The 17,766-nt window shown below is 42.5% G+C and carries 16 protein-coding genes and 1 riboswitch; of the genes, 8 read left to right on the forward strand and 8 right to left on the reverse strand.

Annotated elements, in window-relative coordinates; translation table 11 throughout:
- Positions 1–4 precede the first annotated feature (4 nt).
- The gene (locus MHB83_RS10355; protein ID WP_342496300.1) at positions 5–1,819 is read left to right on the forward strand and encodes an IucA/IucC family siderophore biosynthesis protein; all 1,815 of its coding nucleotides are present in this window, start codon (positions 5–7) and stop codon (positions 1,817–1,819) included.
- A gap of 42 nt (positions 1,820–1,861) precedes the next feature.
- Here the strand turns inward: MHB83_RS10355 and MHB83_RS10360 are convergent, their stop codons facing one another.
- The 4 genes from MHB83_RS10360 to MHB83_RS10375 form a co-directional block, all read right to left on the reverse strand.
- Entirely contained in the window at positions 1,862–2,719 is an 858-nt protein-coding gene (locus MHB83_RS10360; protein ID WP_342496301.1) for a GNAT family N-acetyltransferase, read from the reverse strand.
- Between the two features lie 125 nt (positions 2,720–2,844).
- Positions 2,845–6,273 carry a methionine synthase gene (metH, locus tag MHB83_RS10365; protein ID WP_342496302.1) on the reverse strand — a complete coding sequence of 1,143 codons (3,429 nt, stop codon included), beginning with the start codon at positions 6,271–6,273 and terminating at the stop codon, positions 2,845–2,847.
- Positions 6,257–8,098 carry a bifunctional homocysteine S-methyltransferase/methylenetetrahydrofolate reductase gene (locus MHB83_RS10370; protein ID WP_342496303.1) on the reverse strand — a complete coding sequence of 614 codons (1,842 nt, stop codon included), beginning with the start codon at positions 8,096–8,098 and terminating at the stop codon, positions 6,257–6,259. The genes metH and MHB83_RS10370 overlap by 17 nt, the downstream gene beginning before the upstream one ends.
- A 78-nt stretch (positions 8,099–8,176) precedes the next feature.
- A riboswitch (SAM riboswitch) is annotated at positions 8,177–8,295 on the reverse strand.
- 81 nt (positions 8,296–8,376) lie between these two features.
- Positions 8,377–8,868: a YajQ family cyclic di-GMP-binding protein gene (locus tag MHB83_RS10375; RefSeq protein ID WP_003211707.1), complete on the reverse strand. Its 492-nt coding sequence runs from the start codon at positions 8,866–8,868 to the stop codon at positions 8,377–8,379.
- 237 nt (positions 8,869–9,105) lie between these two features.
- On the opposite strand from MHB83_RS10375, the gene MHB83_RS10380 reads away from it, so the two are divergent.
- From MHB83_RS10380 to MHB83_RS10390, 3 genes are all read left to right on the forward strand, one after another.
- On the forward strand, positions 9,106–9,954 hold the full coding sequence (locus MHB83_RS10380; protein ID WP_003212403.1) for a S1 RNA-binding domain-containing protein: 849 nt from the start codon (positions 9,106–9,108) through the stop codon (positions 9,952–9,954).
- 232 nt (positions 9,955–10,186) lie between these two features.
- Positions 10,187–11,164 carry a BMP family ABC transporter substrate-binding protein gene (locus MHB83_RS10385; RefSeq protein WP_268458893.1) on the forward strand — a complete coding sequence of 326 codons (978 nt, stop codon included), beginning with the start codon at positions 10,187–10,189 and terminating at the stop codon, positions 11,162–11,164.
- A complete protein-coding gene (locus MHB83_RS10390; RefSeq protein ID WP_050945323.1) occupies positions 11,161–12,810 on the forward strand; it encodes a methyl-accepting chemotaxis protein in 1,650 nt (549 codons plus the stop codon). The genes MHB83_RS10385 and MHB83_RS10390 overlap by 4 nt, the downstream gene beginning before the upstream one ends.
- A 48-nt stretch (positions 12,811–12,858) precedes the next feature.
- Here MHB83_RS10390 and MHB83_RS10395 read toward each other — a convergent pair whose 3' ends face one another.
- A complete protein-coding gene (locus MHB83_RS10395; RefSeq protein ID WP_342496304.1) occupies positions 12,859–13,716 on the reverse strand; it encodes a DegV family protein in 858 nt (285 codons plus the stop codon).
- Between the two features lie 140 nt (positions 13,717–13,856).
- Between MHB83_RS10395 and MHB83_RS10400 the strand changes: the two genes are divergently transcribed.
- On the forward strand, positions 13,857–14,699 hold the full coding sequence (locus tag MHB83_RS10400) for a YitT family protein (RefSeq protein ID WP_003211320.1): 843 nt from the start codon (positions 13,857–13,859) through the stop codon (positions 14,697–14,699).
- A gap of 14 nt (positions 14,700–14,713) precedes the next feature.
- Positions 14,714–15,169, forward strand: coding sequence for a BsuPI-related putative proteinase inhibitor (locus MHB83_RS10405; RefSeq protein ID WP_044139906.1), 456 nt, complete (start codon positions 14,714–14,716; stop codon positions 15,167–15,169).
- Between the two features lie 61 nt (positions 15,170–15,230).
- Here the strand turns inward: MHB83_RS10405 and MHB83_RS10410 are convergent, their stop codons facing one another.
- The 3 genes from MHB83_RS10410 to MHB83_RS10420 form a co-directional block, all read right to left on the reverse strand.
- Positions 15,231–15,422: a DUF3813 domain-containing protein gene (locus tag MHB83_RS10410; protein WP_003211719.1), complete on the reverse strand. Its 192-nt coding sequence runs from the start codon at positions 15,420–15,422 to the stop codon at positions 15,231–15,233.
- The gene (locus MHB83_RS10415; protein ID WP_008348539.1) at positions 15,419–15,571 is read right to left on the reverse strand and encodes a hypothetical protein; all 153 of its coding nucleotides are present in this window, start codon (positions 15,569–15,571) and stop codon (positions 15,419–15,421) included. Before MHB83_RS10415 ends, MHB83_RS10410 begins: the two co-directional genes overlap by 4 nt.
- Before the next feature lie 88 nt (positions 15,572–15,659).
- The gene (locus tag MHB83_RS10420) at positions 15,660–16,472 is read right to left on the reverse strand and encodes a Cof-type HAD-IIB family hydrolase (protein ID WP_050945320.1); all 813 of its coding nucleotides are present in this window, start codon (positions 16,470–16,472) and stop codon (positions 15,660–15,662) included.
- Positions 16,473–16,608: 136 nt separating this feature from the next.
- Between MHB83_RS10420 and MHB83_RS10425 the strand changes: the two genes are divergently transcribed.
- Both MHB83_RS10425 and MHB83_RS10430 read left to right on the forward strand, forming a co-directional pair.
- Positions 16,609–17,394: a prolyl oligopeptidase family serine peptidase gene (locus MHB83_RS10425; protein WP_137054797.1), complete on the forward strand. Its 786-nt coding sequence runs from the start codon at positions 16,609–16,611 to the stop codon at positions 17,392–17,394.
- Positions 17,395–17,439: 45 nt separating this feature from the next.
- Entirely contained in the window at positions 17,440–17,748 is a 309-nt protein-coding gene (locus tag MHB83_RS10430) for a metal-sulfur cluster assembly factor (protein WP_003211530.1), read from the forward strand.
- Positions 17,749–17,766: the final 18 nt, after the last annotated feature.

Here is a 17,766-nt window from a genome sequence, read left to right on the forward strand (position 1 = left end):
AGCGATGAGTGTACAAGATGAATTGAAAAAAGCGGTGAATCCGGCTGCTTGGAAAAAGGCAAACCAGCGAATGGTGGCAAAAATGCTGTCTGAATACATGTATGAGGATATGCTTCATCCCGTGCAGCTAGATCAAAAGGATGGCATTGCTCAGTATGAATTAATCATTCACGAACATAAGAAATATCGCTATCTTGCAAAACCTCGTTTGTTTGATAGTTTTGATACAATTGCTGAATCAATCGAGTGCTGTCAAGACGGAAAATGGTCAAAGGATGTCAGTGCCATTGTGTTTTTACTAGACATTCAGCCGCTCATTCCAATGTCTTCTGACACAACAGGACACCTTATAAAAGAGCTTCATCACACCCTGTTAGCAGATGTACATTTGCTGTCGAAAAAAGCACTTCGTGCGGATGAACTGACAGATACTGATTATGCATGGATTGAAGGAGAAATGACAGGCCATCCTTGGATTGTGTATAACAAAGGACGCATTGGGTTCAGTTATGATGACTACCTAGCCTATGCACCTGAAAGGCAAGAAAGTGTGCAGCTGTCTTGGATTGCTGTTCACCGGGACCTTGCGACATTCCATGCAGTCGATCATGAAAACTATGAGCAGGTAATTGCCAAAGAGTTAGATGAAGTCACGATCCGTCAATTTCACCGCGTGCTAAAGGATGAAGGATTGATTGCAGCTGATTATTATTTGATGCCTGTTCATAAATGGCAGTGGACACATATGATTATTCAGCATTTCCCAGAAGATTTGGCGTTGCGCCGGATTGTGTATGTAGGAGAGGGACTGGATCAATATATCCCGCAGCAGTCGATCAGAACCTTTACGAACATCTCAAATAAAGGCAAGCATCATATTAAACTGCCAATGAGCATTTTAAATACACTCGTGTACCGAGGACTTCCGTCAGAACGGACAGTCATTGCCCCTCGCATTACAGCGCATATTAAAGGGATCGCGGATCAAGATTCATTTTTATCTGATGTCTGCCGCGTGATATTACCTGGTGAGAATGCAAGTATTAATGTCGATCATCCTTACTATAGCAAACTGCCTGGTGCCCCGTATCAATATCTTGAAATGCTCGGTGTGATTTTTAGAGAAAGCATTTACTCGTACTTAGATGAAGGAGAGAACCCTGTTACACTTGCGGCACTCACTTATGAGGATCATGAAGGTGAGCCATATGTGAAACAGCTGATTGAAAAATCAGGTCTCTCAGCAAAAGAGTGGATGGCGAAATTTTTCCATGTGGTGATGCCGCCGCTATTGCACTTTATGTATCAATACGGCACCGTCTTTTCACCGCACGGACAAAATACGATTCTTGTGTTAAAAGATCATCAGCCTCACCGTTTGGCGATCAAAGATTTCGTCGATGATGTGAATATTAGTGATCAGCCGCTGCCTGAATTGGCTTCTCTAGGAGACGATTTAAAAGAAGTGCTGCGGAGTGAACCGCCGGAAGGCTTAGTGCAGTTTATCTTTACAGGATTGTTTATTTGCAACCTGCGTTACGTATCAAACGTGTTAGAGAACCATCAGCTATTAGATGAAGTGACACTTTGGAGCTTGCTTGCCGAAGAAATTCAGCAGTATCAAAAGCAATTCCCACAGCTGAAGGACCGTTTTGAACTATTTGATCTATTCCAGCCGAAGCTGACAAAGCTGTGCTTAAATCGTAATCGAATGATTGATTATGGGTATGGAGACGGAGATGACCGCCCGCATGCATCAGAGCATGGAAAGGTCACAAATGCACTCGCGCATGTTCTTTCGTCCATCGGCGAGAAATAATAGAAAAGCTGTAGACATCAAGTGTCTACAGCTTTTTATATATTACGAAAATGCTTGAGAGGCAAGGAAATAAAGAAGAGCGGGATCGTTCAGCTTTTCTTTTCCACGAATCATCATAAAATGCGCTTTGTTTGTTTTCGTAAAACCTGCTTCAACAAGTGATTCATGGAGGCGCTCAGCTGTTTCCTCCTGCATATCTAAACGAATTGGACCCGAATAAGACGAAATGAGCGAACGGATCAGCGAGAGAGCTGTAAGTTCATCATTTGCAGCAAGCGGACCAATCATTAAATTGGCAGGTGTTTCAACGCCAAACGCAAAGCCAGTTGTGTCGTGATGTTCATTTTGTGCAATGATACGCCGTGCTGCTCGGTTCATCCGGTTTTTTATAAAGCTTGATCGATTTGTGCCTGCGCCTTTTTCATCTAGTGCTTCAATACACGAAAGGTGCGATTCATCGGCAGGAGACAGGTGGATGTCATCTGACACACGAAGCGCTTCTGGGTTTGGGTTTTGCGCTTTGTAAGTCGTAATGTAACCAGCCGTGTGAAACCCGATTTTTTCGTAAACTGGCCGCCCTTGGACAGTAGCGGTTAAAACGACAGGAATGCTTTGATCACATTGATCTAGCAGGGTGTCAATCATTTTCCTTGCAAGACCTAAGCCGCGATGTGTCTCAGATACAATGACAGCACCAATTGACGCCATTCGATCATATTGGAAAAGTCCTGCACATGAGATGACTTGTCCATCCGCTGTTGAAAAACCTGTGAAATATCCATTTGTTAAAAGAGATGTGAGCTCTTCCGCATTGTAATCAGGCCAGTCTACCTCTTGAGACAATGCGATAAGATCTGGTATGTCATCGAGTGTTAATGCTCGTTGAACAACGTTTGTCATGACGCGCAACTCCTTCTTAGCTGAATTCATCTATGTGTATCGTACCATAAGAAGGTATAGTGTAAAAATTGAAGTTTATCTAATTTTCCCAGCAAAAAAGAACCTCCAGTTTCGGAGGTTCTGCATTAATGAACATTAAAATATCGAGCTTCAGGATGAGCAACGACGATCGCTGAAACAGATGCTTCAGGTTCCATCATAAATCCTTCTGTTAGCTGGATGCCGATTTTTTCTGGCTGAAGCAGCTTGAACAGCTTTTCTTGGTCTTCAAGATTTGGACAGGCGGGATAACCAAAGGAATAGCGCTGCCCTTGATATTTCGCTTGGAATCGTTTTTCCATTGTGAAATCGACTGGGTCAGGGAAGCCCCATTTGTCACGAATCACTTGGTGGGTTCTTTCGGCTAATCCTTCTGCAAGCTCAAGCGCAAGAGCTTGAACTGCATGCATTTTTAAATAATCTCCTTCTTGCTTAAAGTGCTGCGCGACTTCACGTATACGCGCTCCGGCTGTGACGGCAAATAAGGCAATATAATCTTTCTCCTTTTCACCGCTTCCCCGCACATAATCAGAAATGGAGCGGTATGGAAGCTTCTCCTGTCTTGGAAATTGGAATGTTTCAATGATACGGTCAGGCGCTTTGGGATCATAAATATGCAGATCATTTCCGTTTGAACTAGCAGGATAAAATTGATAGACAAATGCAGGGGCAAACCAGTTTTTCTCTCTGCCTTCGTTTAGAAGGTCTGTGACAAGCTGCTTTAATTCCAATGCTTTTGGATGCTGCTGCGCTAACAATGTTTTGACCTTTCCTTTTAATCCAAGGTGGTGGCCAATGAGCATTTGTTCATTTACATAAGGCATAATGTGATGCAGGTCGATGTCCCTTACATAATGACGTGCCGTATTTTCTGGTGTGAAAATAGGTGACTCAGGGAGTGCCGCACGTTTTTCTAGTAATTCAATGACAGCTTGTGGCTGCTTTGTTTCTTTCTCTTTGACAGGTGCCACAGACTCTTCGTCGGGCTTTATTTGAAACTGAAGAGGATTTGCTTTTAACTCATTGGCTAAAGATAAGCCGTCCATCGCATCTTTTGCGTAAAGGACCGGTCCGTCATAATGAGGCGAAATCTTCATTTTCGTAAATTTCCGAGAAAGTGCAGCGCCGCCAACCAAAATGGGCACGGAAATATTCGCCTTTTGTAAATCCTGAGCGGTGAGTACCATTTGCTGGGCTGACTTCACAAGCAATCCTGATAATCCAATCATATCTGGCTTTTCCTTTTGCACAGCTTCGATCAATGTTTGCGGTGTCACCTTGATCCCGAGATCGACCACTTGAAAGCCGTTATTACTCAAAATGATGTCGACAAGGTTTTTTCCAATATCATGGACATCTCCTTTTACAGTGGCAAGTAGAATCTTACCTTTTCCGTTTGCATGCTGCTTTTCCATATATTGCTCGAGATACGATACAGATGCCTTCATGACCTCTGCCGATTGAAGCACTTCCGCCACAATCAGTTCGTTTTGATTGAAAAGACGTCCAACCTCAGCCATTCCCTGCATTAACGGACCATTGATGATATGAAGTGGTGATTCAAATTGCTCTAGAGCAAGGGATAAATCATCGATAAGTCCTTCTTTTGTTCCTTCGACGACGTAGAGTGCTAGCCTTTCATCAAGTGATAAGGAGACCTTTGGTTTTTTTACCGTTTTCTTTTTGCCTCGGTAAAACTGGGTGAATTCAGTAAGGGTTTGATCATTTGTTTCATAGAGCAACGTTTCAGCGAGCTTGATTTCTTCCTTTGGAATAGAAGCGAAGCGTTCAAGCTTTTCTGTATTCACGATGGCGTAGTCAAGTCCTGCTTGGACGCAGTGATACAAGTAGACGGCATTCAAGATTTCTCTCCCAAGAGGCGGGAGTCCAAAAGACACGTTGCTGATGCCTAAAATCGTCAAGCACTCAGGCAGGTTTTCCTTGATCATTTTGATGCCTTTGATCGTTTCTTCGGCAGCGCCAATATACTGCTCGTCTCCAGTGCCTATTGGAAAGACGAGTGGATCAAAAATAATGTCACTTGCGGGAATGCCATATTTCTCCGTTAATAGATCATGAGAGCGTACGGCAATCTCGAGCTTTCGTTCTGCTGTTACGGCCATCCCTGTTTCATCGATCGTGCCGACAACAAGTGCACCGCCGTATAGCTTCACAAGTGGAAGAATTTCTTCAAAGCGTTCTTCGCCATCCTCAAGGTTAATGGAATTGATGATGGCTTTCCCTTGGGAATATGTGAGCGCCTTTTCGATCACGTGTTTATCCGTTGAATCAATGACAAAAGGGGCTTTGACTTTTTTCATAGCCTCTTGTAAAAAGCCTTCCATGTCAGCCGCCTCCTCGCGATCTGGATCAGCGAGACACACATCAATCACGTGAGCGCCGTTTTTTACCTGTGCACGAGCAATTTCTGATGCTTCTTCAAACTTTTGTTCCGCAATGAGTCGTTTGAATTTGCGTGAACCAATCACGTTGGTTCGTTCTCCTACAAAAAGAGGGCGCATTGACTCCTCATATATCAGGGGCTCAATTCCTGATACGGTATGCTGAGACGATTCATGCGCAATGTGACGCGGCTGAATCGTTCGTACTTCATCTGACAATGCCTGTATATGTGCAGGTGTTGTTCCGCAGCAGCCGCCAACAATATTTAACCAGCCTTCCTTGGCAAAGGCGGAAATTTTTTTAGCAAGTGAAGCAGGGGATTCATGATATTGACCTTCTTCATCTGGTAGACCAGCATTTGGATAGCAGCTAACCGCTGACTTGGCGATGGAGGAGAGCGTGCGGATATGGTCTGTCATGAATTCAGGACCCGTCGCACAGTTCAGGCCGACACTCATTGGTTTCATATGCTCAAGAGAGATATAAAAGGCTTCAATATCCTGACCAGCGAGGGTAGTGCCCATCGGTTCAATCGTACCTGATACCATGAGAGGCAACTCAATACCTGTCTGCTGGAAGGCTTCCTGAATGCCTTTGAAACCAGCTTTTACATTCAGCATGTCTTGACTTGTTTCTAAAAGAAGGGCATCACATTTGCCATCAATCAAGGCGCGGGCCTGCTCTTCATAGTTTTTGACGAGCTCATCGAAGGTTGTGCCGCCTGTCACAGATAATGTTTTCGTAGTGGGACCCATCGCGCCAACAACAAATCGAGGCTGCTCCGGCGTGGAGAAACGGTCAGCTTCGTCCTTTGCCAGCTGGGCAGCCCGTATATTGAGTTCATAGGCAAGGTGGCCAAGCCCGTATTCGTCAAGGACGAGCTTTGTAGCCCCGAACGTATTTGTTTCAATGAGGTCGGCGCTTGCCTCAAGGTATTCTCTATGAATCGCGCGGATGGTGTGAGGGGCTGTCACATTCAAATACTCGTTACAGCCCTCATACTCTTCTCCGCCAAAGTCTTCTGCTGTGAGATTGGCATTTTGAATCATGGTCCCCATTGCACCATCAAGGACGAGGATGCGTTTCTTAAGCTGTTCAGTGATAGTTGACATGGGTGTTTGACTCCTTTTCATTCTGATGAATGTAGGTGGTTAGTTCTGCTGTTAAGTCTGATCGAAGGAAAGGGGTAATTAAATAAATGCCGTTAAACAATTCGCAGGCTGTATCTAATAAAGAGCGGGCAATCGCTAAGCCTTCTGCTCGCTGCTTTTCTTTATCCTCACCAGCCTTGGCCATAATGTCACGAATGGAATCAGATAATTTGATGCCTGGAATTTCATGATGAATAAACTCCGCATTTCGGCTGCTTGTTAACGGCATAACGCCAATATAAATCGGCTTATCTAAATGACGGCTCTCCTCATGAATTTTCACAAGCTGTTCCTCAGAATAAACAGGCTGTGAAATAAAATAATCAGCACCGTATTCGATTTTTTTCTCAAGACGTTTGACCGCTTTATCAATGTGGCGAACATTCGGATTAAACGCGCCAGCTACTGAAAAATTGGTCTTTTTGCCAAGCGGCTTCCCTGAGAAAGAAAGGCCTTCGTTAAACTGCTTAATCAGCCGAATCAAATCAAAGGAGGTTAAATCATAAACCGACGTTGCACCCGGGAAATCTCCAATCTTAGAAGGGTCGCCTGTAATGGCTAAAATATCAGTTAAACCAAGGGTGTCGAGACCCATCAAATGGGACTGAAGCCCAATCAAATTACGATCACGGCACGTGATATGGACGAGTGAACGCATATCAAGCTGCTGTTTCAATAATGCCCCGCAAGCCACATTGCTAATGCGCGGGGTCGCAAGAGAATTATCGGCTAATGTCAAGGCATCAATGCCTGCATTCTTTAACTCATTTGCCGCGACGAGGAATTTTTCGAAGTTCAGCTTCTTCGGCGGATCAAGCTCTACAATAATCGTCCGTTTTTTCGTAGCGAGCTCATCAAGACCTGGTTCAGTCCGCTGATCTTGAATCGAAATGATTTCTTCTTTTAATACTTTCACTTCTTTTTCAGTGATCGGGGCTAAATCCTTGACCGCTTCAGCCATTGCGTGAATATGCTGAGGCGTTGTTCCGCAGCAACCGCCGATAATACGTGCGCCTTGATTTCTAAATTCAAGTGCACTTTTTCGAAAATAATCGTTATCTGTATCATAGACGAGTCTGCCTTCTTCAAGAGAGGGAAGACTGCTGTTGGGATAGACTGATAAATGAGAATTTTCTAAAATTGGAACGCCTTCGAGTGCCTGAATCATATGATAAGGGCCAAGCCGGCAGTTGATGCCAACGACGTCTGCGCCAAGAGAGGACAATTCAGATAAACCATCCTTGAGCGGTGTTCCATCCTGCAACACACCTTGTTCATGCATGGAGACGTTCATGACAATCGGGAGAGTCGTTTCTTTTCGTGCAATTTGGAGAACGGCCTTCGCTTCTTCCATGTCATAATACGTTTCTAGCAATAATCCATCGGGCTGCTCATTTAATAGAATATACAGCTGCTCTCTAAAGCTTCGTTTAATTTCTTCAATTGTATAGGCATTTTTGTTAAACGTTCGAATGCCGCCGATCGTTCCAAGGACATAAGCAGAGCCGGCGGCTGCTTTTGCGATTTGTACCGCCTTTGTATTGATGCGCTTTGTTTCTTCCTCTAAGCCGTAGCGGGATAGTTTAATATAATTTGCGCCGTACGTATTTGTTTGAATGATGTCCGCACCAGCCTGCACATATGCTTCGTGCACGCGCCTTACTTCATCTTCTTTCGATAAATTTAATTCTTCAAAGCAGCGGTCAATGCCGTAAGAGTATAAAAGTGTTCCCATTGCACCGTCAGCAATCAGTACGCGGTTTTGTAAGTCTTGTAATAGGCCCATTGGTTTCCTCCTTATTTTTATGTAACAAAAAAAGCCTTCTGATAAGAAGAAGACTTTTTGGCTGTATCGTAATTCTTCTTCTTATCTTCCAAGCAGTTGCTTGCTGGATTTAGCACCTTGGTCATAGAAAATATATTTCTACTACACCGGTTGCTGAGGCTTCACAGGGCCAGTCCCTCTGCCTCTCTTGATAAGAAAGCGATATGAACATGTCAATAAATTGAACTTCCATCCACTGTATCGAAAAAATCGGAAATAATCAATGGAAAATTTGAAATTTATCGAAAATTTATAAATTGAACGTCAATCGGTAAATCTGCCTTGCGCATAAGAGAAATAACCTCTTGTAAATCATCTTTATTTTTTCCTGTTACACGCACTTGGTCATCTTGAAACTGTGACTTCACTTTGATGCCGGATTGCTTAATGAGTGCATTGATCTTTTTGGCGTTGTCTTGATCAATTCCGCTGATCAGCTTCGCGCGCTGGCGTACGGTTCCGCCAAGGGCATGCTCGGTTTTTCCGTAGTCGATGTTTTTAGTTGGAACATTTCGTTTGATCAGCTTTGACACAAGTACATCTTTTAGCTGCTCCAGCTTAAAATCATCATCAGAGATGAGCACGAGCTCCTCTTTTTCAAGAGAAATATCACTTTTACTTCCTTTAAAATCATAACGGTTTTTAATTTCCTTCAGCGCTGCTTGAACGGCGTTTTGCACCTCAGGCAGTTCAACCTTTGATACAATGTCAAATGAGCTTTCTTTTGCCATAACACATGACCTCCATGGATAGATATTGCGTCTATTTTATCATGCAACGTGGAGAAGAAGAAACTTTATCAAAGAGATGAGTCAAAGAGTTCTGCCAGCAGCGGTATAAATCGCGTTCGGTTTGACCACTTTAGCTAACAGAACTAGAGATGTTCATGTGAGGAGAAGTATAGTAGAATAAAGTGAATCAAAAGATGAACGAACGCTCTTTTATGAGCAGATAGGAAGGAAGAGAACATGAGACCAGGTGAGCAACTGACCTTGCAAATAGAGAACGAGATGGAATACGGCTACTTTTTGACAGATGGTGAAGATTCGGTCCTCTTGCACCGCAGTGAAATGACAGAAGATATTGGTGACCAAGATGAAGTAGAGGTCTACTTATACGTAGATCATGAAGAAAGACTAGCTGCGACGATGAAAATACCGACAATCAATGCGCATACATATGGCTGGGTAGAAGTCGTAGACGTCCTAGAAGACATGGGCGCATTTGTGGATGTTGGGCTTTCAAAGGATGCACTTGTTGCAACAGAACATCTACCGCCTTTTGAGGAAGCATGGCCGAAAAAAGGAGACAAACTTTACTGTATGCTGAAAGTCACAAGCTACGGCAGAATGTTCGCAAAGCCAGCCACTGAAGATGTGATCAGTGAATTGTTTACTGAAGCACCTGAAACCTTAATGAACAAAGAAATCACTGGTACGATTTATCGCTTAATTGCGACAGGCTCGTTTATGCTGACAGATACAGGCGTGCGAGGGTTTATCCACCGCACGGAACGAAAGGAAGAACCAAGATTAGGATCGACCGTGACAGGACGCGTCATTGCAGTGAAAGAGGATGGGACCGTGAACGTTTCTCTGCTTCCTAGAAAACAGGAAGCGTTATCTGTCGATGCAGAAGAAATCTTAACCTATATGAGAACGAGAAATGGTGCTATGCCTTATGGAGACAAAAGTGATCCAGAAGACATCCGTGAACGATTCCAAATGAGCAAGGCAGCCTTTAAACGAGCATTAGGTCATTTGATGAAAAACGGCCTAGTCTACCAAAAAGAGGGCTGGACATACGAGAAAAAATGAGCAGCGTGAAAGAGAACCCTAACCTCATGGGTTTTCATATCACACTGAAATGAAGAAAAAGGGATAAAATCATCATGGTTTTATCCCTTTTTTTATATTTGTGATAAATAATGGGTTTTTTTAGTGAAAAAAGTCATGAAAAAAGCTGAAAAACCTTCACTTAATCATTGAAACAACGCCTCTCAAATCCGATAAGAAAGGAGTAAGGATGACAAAAGGAGTGTGTGTTTGGATGAAAGTGAAAATTTCATTGCTTCTGTTGGTAGCCGTGCTTATGGTGCTCGCCGCATGCAGCAATCAACAAGGGGAACCACCAGCATCAAATGCGAAGCATATTGGCGTTATGCTCACAGATGATGGTCTTGGTGATCAATCATTTAACGATTCATCGTTTAAAGGATTAGAAAAAGCACGTGATGACCTAGGTATTGAATTTGATTATAGAGAAATTGCAGAAACCGATACATATGAAAAAGGACTGACCGAGCTTGTAAAAGCTGGCAATGATCTCGTCATCGGGGTAGGCTTTAGTATGCAAGAAGACTTAGAAAAAGTCGCAAAGAAATATCCGAAGAAGCACTTTTTGCTCATCGATGCCGTATCTGAGCTGAAAAATGTGACCTCCGTGACGTTTAAAGAAGAGCAAGGCAGCTATTTAGCGGGCGCACTTGCTGCAATGACAACGAAAAGTGATGTCATTGGATTTGTTGGCGGTGTCGATGCGGAGTTGATCCATCGTTTTGAAAAAGGGTTCCAAAAAGGCGCCAAATCAGTGAATCCGAACATCAAGATCTTATCCACCTATGCTAATACGTTTAGTGATGCGGACAAAGGCAGTAAAATAGCCAAAGGCATGATCAAAAAGAAAGCAGACGTTTTATATGCCGCAGCTGGCTATACAGGTGTCGGTGTATTAAAAGAAGCGCAAGCGCAGGGCAAATATGCCATTGGTGTAGATAGTGATCAGTACTACACCGCTGAAAAAGCGGTGATTTCGTCCATGGTAAAAAAAGTCGATGAAGTGGTCTATCAATTCAGCGAACAGCTCGTCAAGAGCAATCAAATCAAAAATGGGCATGTTATTTACGACTTAAACAATGACGGAATCGATATGGCAAGAATTCGGGTGCTCAAAGATGCTGAAACATTGACCAAAAAAGTAAATGAACTGAAGCAGAAATTGCTAAAAGATGAGGGGGACGCATCATGAGCTTGCGCATCAAAATTTTACTCAACTCACTCGTCTCACTTCTTTTAGCAGTTGGCGTCATCGCCTTTATCATTGTCAGTATGACAAAGATCCAATCATCAAATGAAACAGAAGTTCAAGCCTTATTAAATGTTCAAAAAACGAAGGCAAGCTTTGAAAGCGTCGAACAAACCATGACCAATTATTCAATGACCCTTTCTGATGAACAGCTAGAGGTTGTTCAAACCGGTATTTCTACAGCAAAAAAACAGCTGCAGACGTTAAACAAACATGCAGGAAATATAAATAAAGATGAATTAACAAGGTTAAATGCAAAATATGACACGTGGACCAAGGAAGCAAATAATGCCATTGGTGAAAAAAACGCATCGGATGCAAGACGGGTCGCTGCAAGAATTGATGGTGTTTTAAACGACATCCATACAATGAATAAAAGAGCAGAAGAAGCATATAAACAAAATCTAGAGAATACAGCGGATAATGTGCAATGGATCATCACAAGTGCACTCGTCGCAGCCCTCACACTGATTGTCATTGCTGTCTTTTTAAATATTGGATTAACAAGATCCATCGTGACACCGATTAAATCACTTTCCTACCGAGCGAAGCAGATCGCAGAAGGCAACCTTGCTGTCGAGCGAATGGACATTCAGCGTAAGGATGAAATCGGCGGCTTGAATGAATCCTTTAATCAAATGACAGATCAACTGATTAGTTTGATTAAAGAAATCAGTAATGTCTCAAGTCAAGTAGAGACATTCTCGATCCAGTTAGATGATGAAAACAAAAAGCTGATGGAATCTGCAAATCAAGTATCTGTCTCGACAGACGAAATGGCAAATGGGTCACAGGCCATTTCAGAGGATCTCCAGCATGGCGTTAGCTTGATTGAAAAGATGGATCAGCATGGACGTAAAAATTCCGAACGTTCACAAACAGTCATCCAAAGTACAGGGGATGCGATAGAAGCAGTGGAAAGTGGAAAGCACACGTTAACAGAAACCAAAACGGCGATTGAAAAAAATACACATGCCACAAGGCAAATCGAGCAGTCGGCAGGAGAATTCACGCAATATGCTAGCGGGATCTCGGCTATGGCCAAAACAGTTTCTGACATTGCGGATCAAACAAACTTACTTTCGCTAAATGCAGCGATTGAAGCGGCAAGAGCAGGTGAGGCTGGAAAAGGCTTTGCCGTTGTAGCAGATGAAATTCGTAAGCTAGCTGACGAATCATCTAACGCTACAAGACAAATCTTTGATATGGTCAGTCATATTGAAAGAGGCATTCAATCCATTAGTCAAACTGTCAAAGAAGGAGTCAAGCTTTCACTTCAACAGCAGGATGCGATGGACAAAACCTCACACTCCTTTGAAGATATAGAAACAAAAGCGCAGCACATTAAACGAGAAATGGCGGTCTTAAATGACCAAATTGTTCAATCAACAGAGCTTGGCGGACAAGTGCTCAACTCGATTGAAAATATTAGTGCGGTTGTAGAAGAAACAGCAGCTGGCAGTGAAGAAATTTCTGCCTCGGCCAATGAACAGCTGCAATCTTTCCATCAAATGAACAAACAGGTAGAAGAACTGATGAGTATGACGGCAAGGTTAAATGAAACCGTCCACCGTTTTAAACTTTCATAAGTCATAAGAAAAGCACCCTTCCCGTGATGTGTCAGGGAAGGGTGCTTTTTATGATGGTTTGCCTGTAAAGAAGATGGCAAGCGTACCTGGGCCTGAATGGGACCCAACAGCTGCGCCGACAATCTGAATATCAATTTCTTTTGGATGAAATTCGGCTTCAATCAATTCTCTCATGTCTTCTGCAAGTGCAGGATCATCACCATGACTAATGCCAACAGTTTGATTTGACCAATCCGTTCCACGTTCTTTCATCAGTTCAATAATGCGTTTCAACAGCTTTTTACGTCCGCGGATTTTCTCAAGGGGGATGAGCTTTCCATCCTCGACGTGTAAAATGGGCTTAATACTCAATAAACCGCCAACAAATGCGGACGCTTTACTAATTCTTCCGCCTCTTGCTAAATACGATAAATCGTCTACAGTAAAAATATGTTGTAAAGATTCGCAAAAATGCTTTACAGACGTTTCAATTTCTAGTATTGTATTTCCGTCAATGGCAAGTGATTGAGCGTGTTTGACAGCAAGCCCATAGCCGAGTGAAGCACATTTAGAATCAATGATTCGTAAATCAAAATCAGGGTATTCTTCCTTCACTTCGTTTGCCATCATCACAGCGGTTTGATATGTACCAGAAAGCTCTGATGAGAAGGCAACATAGATTGCAGATGTATGGGTTTGTGCGAGAGAAACAAAGGCTTCTTTGATTCGGTTTGGTGAAGCTTGTGACGTTTTTGGGCTAGCACCTTGTCTCATCGCATCAAATACTTGTTTTGGTTCAATGGTGACCAAATCTTCAAATTCCTGCTCGCCAAGCAATACACGGAGCGGAATAACCGTCATGTTATGTTCATCATAATAAGAAAGAGGCAGATCAGCAGCACTGTCTGCTATGATATGAACAGTCATCAAAATCCCTTCTTTCTAAAAAAATCAGCCATATTTTACAACTTTTTAGCCTAACTATATCACAGAAATCAACTTTTCGTGTTCAAATTCTAAATTTTAGGGAAAACCATAGAGAGAATGGTAAGTGGAGGAATGACAATATGTTCATCGGAGAAGCAAAAAAACTCATTGTCGTCGTCATTGGTGCACTGCTCAATGCGATTGGACTAAATTTATTCTTAATCCCAGCTGATGTATACGCGAGTGGATTTACAGGGGTAGCCCAGCTGTTATCTAGCTTAATGGATCAATATGCGCCATTTTATGTATCCACAGGGATTCTATTATTTATTTTAAATATTCCAGTCGGCATTTTAGGGTGGATGAAAGTGGGCCGTTCCTTTACGTTTTACAGCATCATCAGTGTGGCCCTGACGACCATTTTCCTCGGCATCTTACCAGAAACGAGTGTTTCACATGATATTTTACTAAATGCTGTGTTTGGCGGCGTGATATCAGCAGTAGGGATTGGGATCACGCTCAAATTTGGGGCATCGACAGGCGGACTCGACATCATAGCCATGATCTTAGCGAAGTGGAAGGATAAACCAGTCGGTACGTATTTCTTCATTTTAAATGGTATCATCATTTTTACAGCAGGATTATTACAAGGTTGGGAGAAAGCATTATATACCCTTGTCACACTGTATGTGACCACAAGGGTCATTGATGCCATCCATACAAGACATGAGAAGCTGACCGCGATGATTGTGACGAAGAAGGCTGATGAAATCAAGGAAGCCATTTATGGAAAAATGGTCAGAGGTATTACGACTGTACCTGCAAAGGGAGCTTTTACCAATGAGCCAAAAGAAATGATGGTGATCGTCATTACAAGGTATGAGTTGTATGAACTTGAACAAATTATTAAAGAAGTCGATCCAAAAGCCTTTACAAATATTGTGCAAACAACTAATATTCTTGGATTTTTCAGACGAGATTAAAAGGTGGGTAGCGAATGAAAAAAGGGTTGGTGCTTCTTCTCGTTGTATTGATTTTAACCGCTTGTGGACAACAAAAAAAGGATGAACCAAACAAGGAGGTATCCGGTCAAATGGGAGAAAAAACGGTTGTACTCACAGTAGACCCCGTCCAGAAAGGTTCTTCGGTTCAATTTAACATGTCACTGAAAAATGAATCAGATCGAGATATTGAATTTACCTTTAACACAAGCCAGAAATTCGAGCTCAGTGTGTATGATGAAAACGGAAATGAACAATACCGCTACTCAAAAGACCGTATGTTCACTCAGGCCATCCAATCATTTGTACTAAAGAAAGGCGAAGCCTATGATTTTCAAGATACGTGGTCAAATGGTGTCAAGCCGGGAACGTATGAAGCGGTCGTCACATTTAAAGGAAAAGCAGAAGGGCTGAAGCAAATCACGGAAAAGAAAACGTTCCAAGTGAAATAAGTGCTTTCAGCTTCATGAGAAACAGAAAAAGCTGTCCGATGGTGTGGACAGCTTTTTTATGTTAGAGATCATCGAGCAAGTCTTGGAAGGTATGCAGCTGGTTTCTTTCTGCATCTGTCGAATTGGCAAATGCAGATGATACGGCATTTTTGGCTCGTTTGACCGCCTGTTGACGCTCTAACCCAGATGGAAATGAAGAAGTAAGGGCTTCTTCAGTAAATGATTTGGCTTGATCAAAAAGTTCGTTTCTCACAATGAACCTCCAGAAGCATCAGTCTTCATATTTCCCCTGTCCTCCGCAGCTTCTTCAAGCGTAGAACGATAAGGAAAACGTGCATCATGCAGACTGACTGAATCTTTACCTTGTTGTATAAAGCGTTTCGATTTGCTTCTTTTACCCATTCGGAATCCGCCCCTTTACACAAGCTGACAGGACAACCTGTCTAAAGGTAGTATGCCCGCTTCCATCTGGTATGTATGAATGGAAAAATTAAAGCGAGAAGTAATTCGTTAGAAACTTTGCAATTCCATCTTGTTCGTTTGTATCAGTGACTTCATTTGAAATACGTTTCACAGCATCGATTCCGTTGCCCATAGCCACACCGCATCCAGCAAATTCAAGCATTTCTAAATCATTGTCTTCATCTCCGAATGCCACAATCCGCTCCTGTGGAACGCCGTAATAATCACTGATCTTTTGCAGTCCAACGGCTTTGTTCATGCCTGTTTTAATGATCTCAATCACGTGCCACGGAGCAGCCCATCGCCTATGATCAATTACTTCTGCATGAACATCTGATAAATAGCTTCGGATGGCTCCAACGTCCTCTTCTTTTGCGTGAATTAACACGCTCGTCACATTCTCTCCAAGGTTGTCTCTAAGGTCTCCAACAGTAACTTTATTTGCATTCATATTAAATATATCAATGAGCTTCTCATCATGATAATGGAAATACAAATCGTCTAACACTTCAGCTAGCACATTGTGTACTTTATACTCCTCACTAATGTCTACAAGCTGTTTAACGACTTGAAGATCAAGTGAAGTATGAAATCTTCCCCATTTTTCATCAAGAGGATGATGGACAAACGCTCCATTAAAATTCACAATGGGTGAATCAAGCTGTAATTGCTGATAATAAGGAGAGCTGGAACGAAATGGCCGTCCGGTTGAAATACAGACATGATGCCCGCTGTCTTTCACTTTTTGAATGACGTCAAGTGTGTGTGTAGAGATGGTTTTATCATCTTTTAATAACGTGCCATCCAGGTCAAGTGCGATTAGATAAGGTTTAGTCTCCATAAAATCTCCTTTGATCTGTAAGTGATAGGAGGCAGTTCTTGCGGCGCCTCTACCTATAGTGTATCTTTATCACATCTTTGTTGTCTACATGTTAAAATAAACAAAGACGGGAATGATAAAGGAGGATTCATAGGCTGTGATCACCATTGATGAGCAAATTGCGCGCGATATTCCATTTTTACATATCGTAAAAGCTGAAAATAAAAACAAACCGCTGCCGCTTGTATTTTTTATACACGGATTTACAAGTGCACGCGAGCACAACTTACACTTCGCCTTTCATTTGGCGGAAAAAGGCATGAGAGTGATTTTGCCTGACTGTGCTTATCATGGTGTAAGATCAGAAAACCTCAGCTTAGAGGAACTGGCGTCAAGGTTCTGGGAAATTGTCCTGAACGAAATACGTGAAATCGATATACTCAAAACATATTTTCAAGAAAAACAATTGATTGAAGCCGATCTGATCGGTGTTGCAGGTACTTCCATGGGCGGTATCACGACCTTTGGTGCACTCGCCAAGCATGATTGGATTAAAGCGGCAGTTAGCTTGATGGGCAGTCCGAAATATACGACATTCCTACAAGCACAAATCATGAACATGCGGAACAAAGGGTTGATGAAAGAAATTACAGACGAAGAGGTTCATCAGCAATTAGACGCGCTGCGTCCTTATGATTTAACGCTGCAAACAGATCGATTAAACAAAAGACCGCTGTTATTCTGGCATGCAGAAAACGATCCAGTTGTCCCTTATCGGCATGCAAAAGCTCTTTATGACGAGTTAGTAGCAACCCAATATAAAGAAGATCCGCACCTGATTCGTTTTATTACAGATGGACAAGCTGGCCATAAGGTCTCAAGACAGGCAATGTTTGAAACGATTGACTGGTTTGTGACACATCTGAAAAGCACAAACGTTTAGTCAAAAGAAAAAGTACGTTATACTAATGGAAAAGGAGTGGATATCATGGATGAAGCATTGAAAGAAAATATTTTAGGCGCCCTAGAACAGGTGATTGACCCTGAGCTGAATGTCGACATCGTCAACCTTGGACTTGTCTATGATGTCGATCTTGATGAGAATGGAAAAGCGGATATCACGATGACCTTAACATCAATGGGGTGTCCCCTTGCACCAGTTATCGTGGATGAAGTGAAAAAAGCATTAAGTGATCTTCCAGAAGTGAAAGAAACAGAAGTTCACATCGTATGGAATCCGCCTTGGACACGAGACAAAATGTCAAGATACGCAAAAATCGCGCTCGGTATTCAATAAGCACAAATGAAAATGCCT

Origin of the sequence: Bacillus sp. FSL K6-3149, assembly GCF_038630515.1 — a bacterium.
Classification (GTDB): domain Bacteria; phylum Bacillota; class Bacilli; order Bacillales; family Bacillaceae; genus Bacillus; species Bacillus pumilus.

Excerpts from the sequence above, each read along its gene's own strand:
- MHB83_RS10355 (WP_342496300.1), top strand. The coding sequence starts at position 5 with ATGAGTGTACAAGATGAATTGAAAAAAGCGGTGAATCCGGCTGCTTGG.
- MHB83_RS10360 (WP_342496301.1), bottom strand. The coding sequence starts at position 2,719 with ATGACAAACGTTGTTCAACGAGCATTAACACTCGATGACATACCAGAT.
- metH (WP_342496302.1), bottom strand. The coding sequence starts at position 6,273 with ATGTCAACTATCACTGAACAGCTTAAGAAACGCATCCTCGTCCTTGAT.
- MHB83_RS10370 (WP_342496303.1), bottom strand. The coding sequence starts at position 8,098 with ATGGGCCTATTACAAGACTTACAAAACCGCGTACTGATTGCTGACGGT.
- MHB83_RS10375 (WP_003211707.1), bottom strand. The coding sequence starts at position 8,868 with ATGGCAAAAGAAAGCTCATTTGACATTGTATCAAAGGTTGAACTGCCT.
- MHB83_RS10380 (WP_003212403.1), top strand. The coding sequence starts at position 9,106 with ATGAGACCAGGTGAGCAACTGACCTTGCAAATAGAGAACGAGATGGAA.
- MHB83_RS10385 (WP_268458893.1), top strand. The coding sequence starts at position 10,187 with ATGAAAGTGAAAATTTCATTGCTTCTGTTGGTAGCCGTGCTTATGGTG.
- MHB83_RS10390 (WP_050945323.1), top strand. The coding sequence starts at position 11,161 with ATGAGCTTGCGCATCAAAATTTTACTCAACTCACTCGTCTCACTTCTT.
- MHB83_RS10395 (WP_342496304.1), bottom strand. The coding sequence starts at position 13,716 with ATGACTGTTCATATCATAGCAGACAGTGCTGCTGATCTGCCTCTTTCT.
- MHB83_RS10400 (WP_003211320.1), top strand. The coding sequence starts at position 13,857 with ATGTTCATCGGAGAAGCAAAAAAACTCATTGTCGTCGTCATTGGTGCA.
- MHB83_RS10405 (WP_044139906.1), top strand. The coding sequence starts at position 14,714 with ATGAAAAAAGGGTTGGTGCTTCTTCTCGTTGTATTGATTTTAACCGCT.
- MHB83_RS10415 (WP_008348539.1), bottom strand. The coding sequence starts at position 15,571 with ATGGGTAAAAGAAGCAAATCGAAACGCTTTATACAACAAGGTAAAGAT.
- MHB83_RS10420 (WP_050945320.1), bottom strand. The coding sequence starts at position 16,472 with ATGGAGACTAAACCTTATCTAATCGCACTTGACCTGGATGGCACGTTA.
- MHB83_RS10430 (WP_003211530.1), top strand. The coding sequence starts at position 17,440 with ATGGATGAAGCATTGAAAGAAAATATTTTAGGCGCCCTAGAACAGGTG.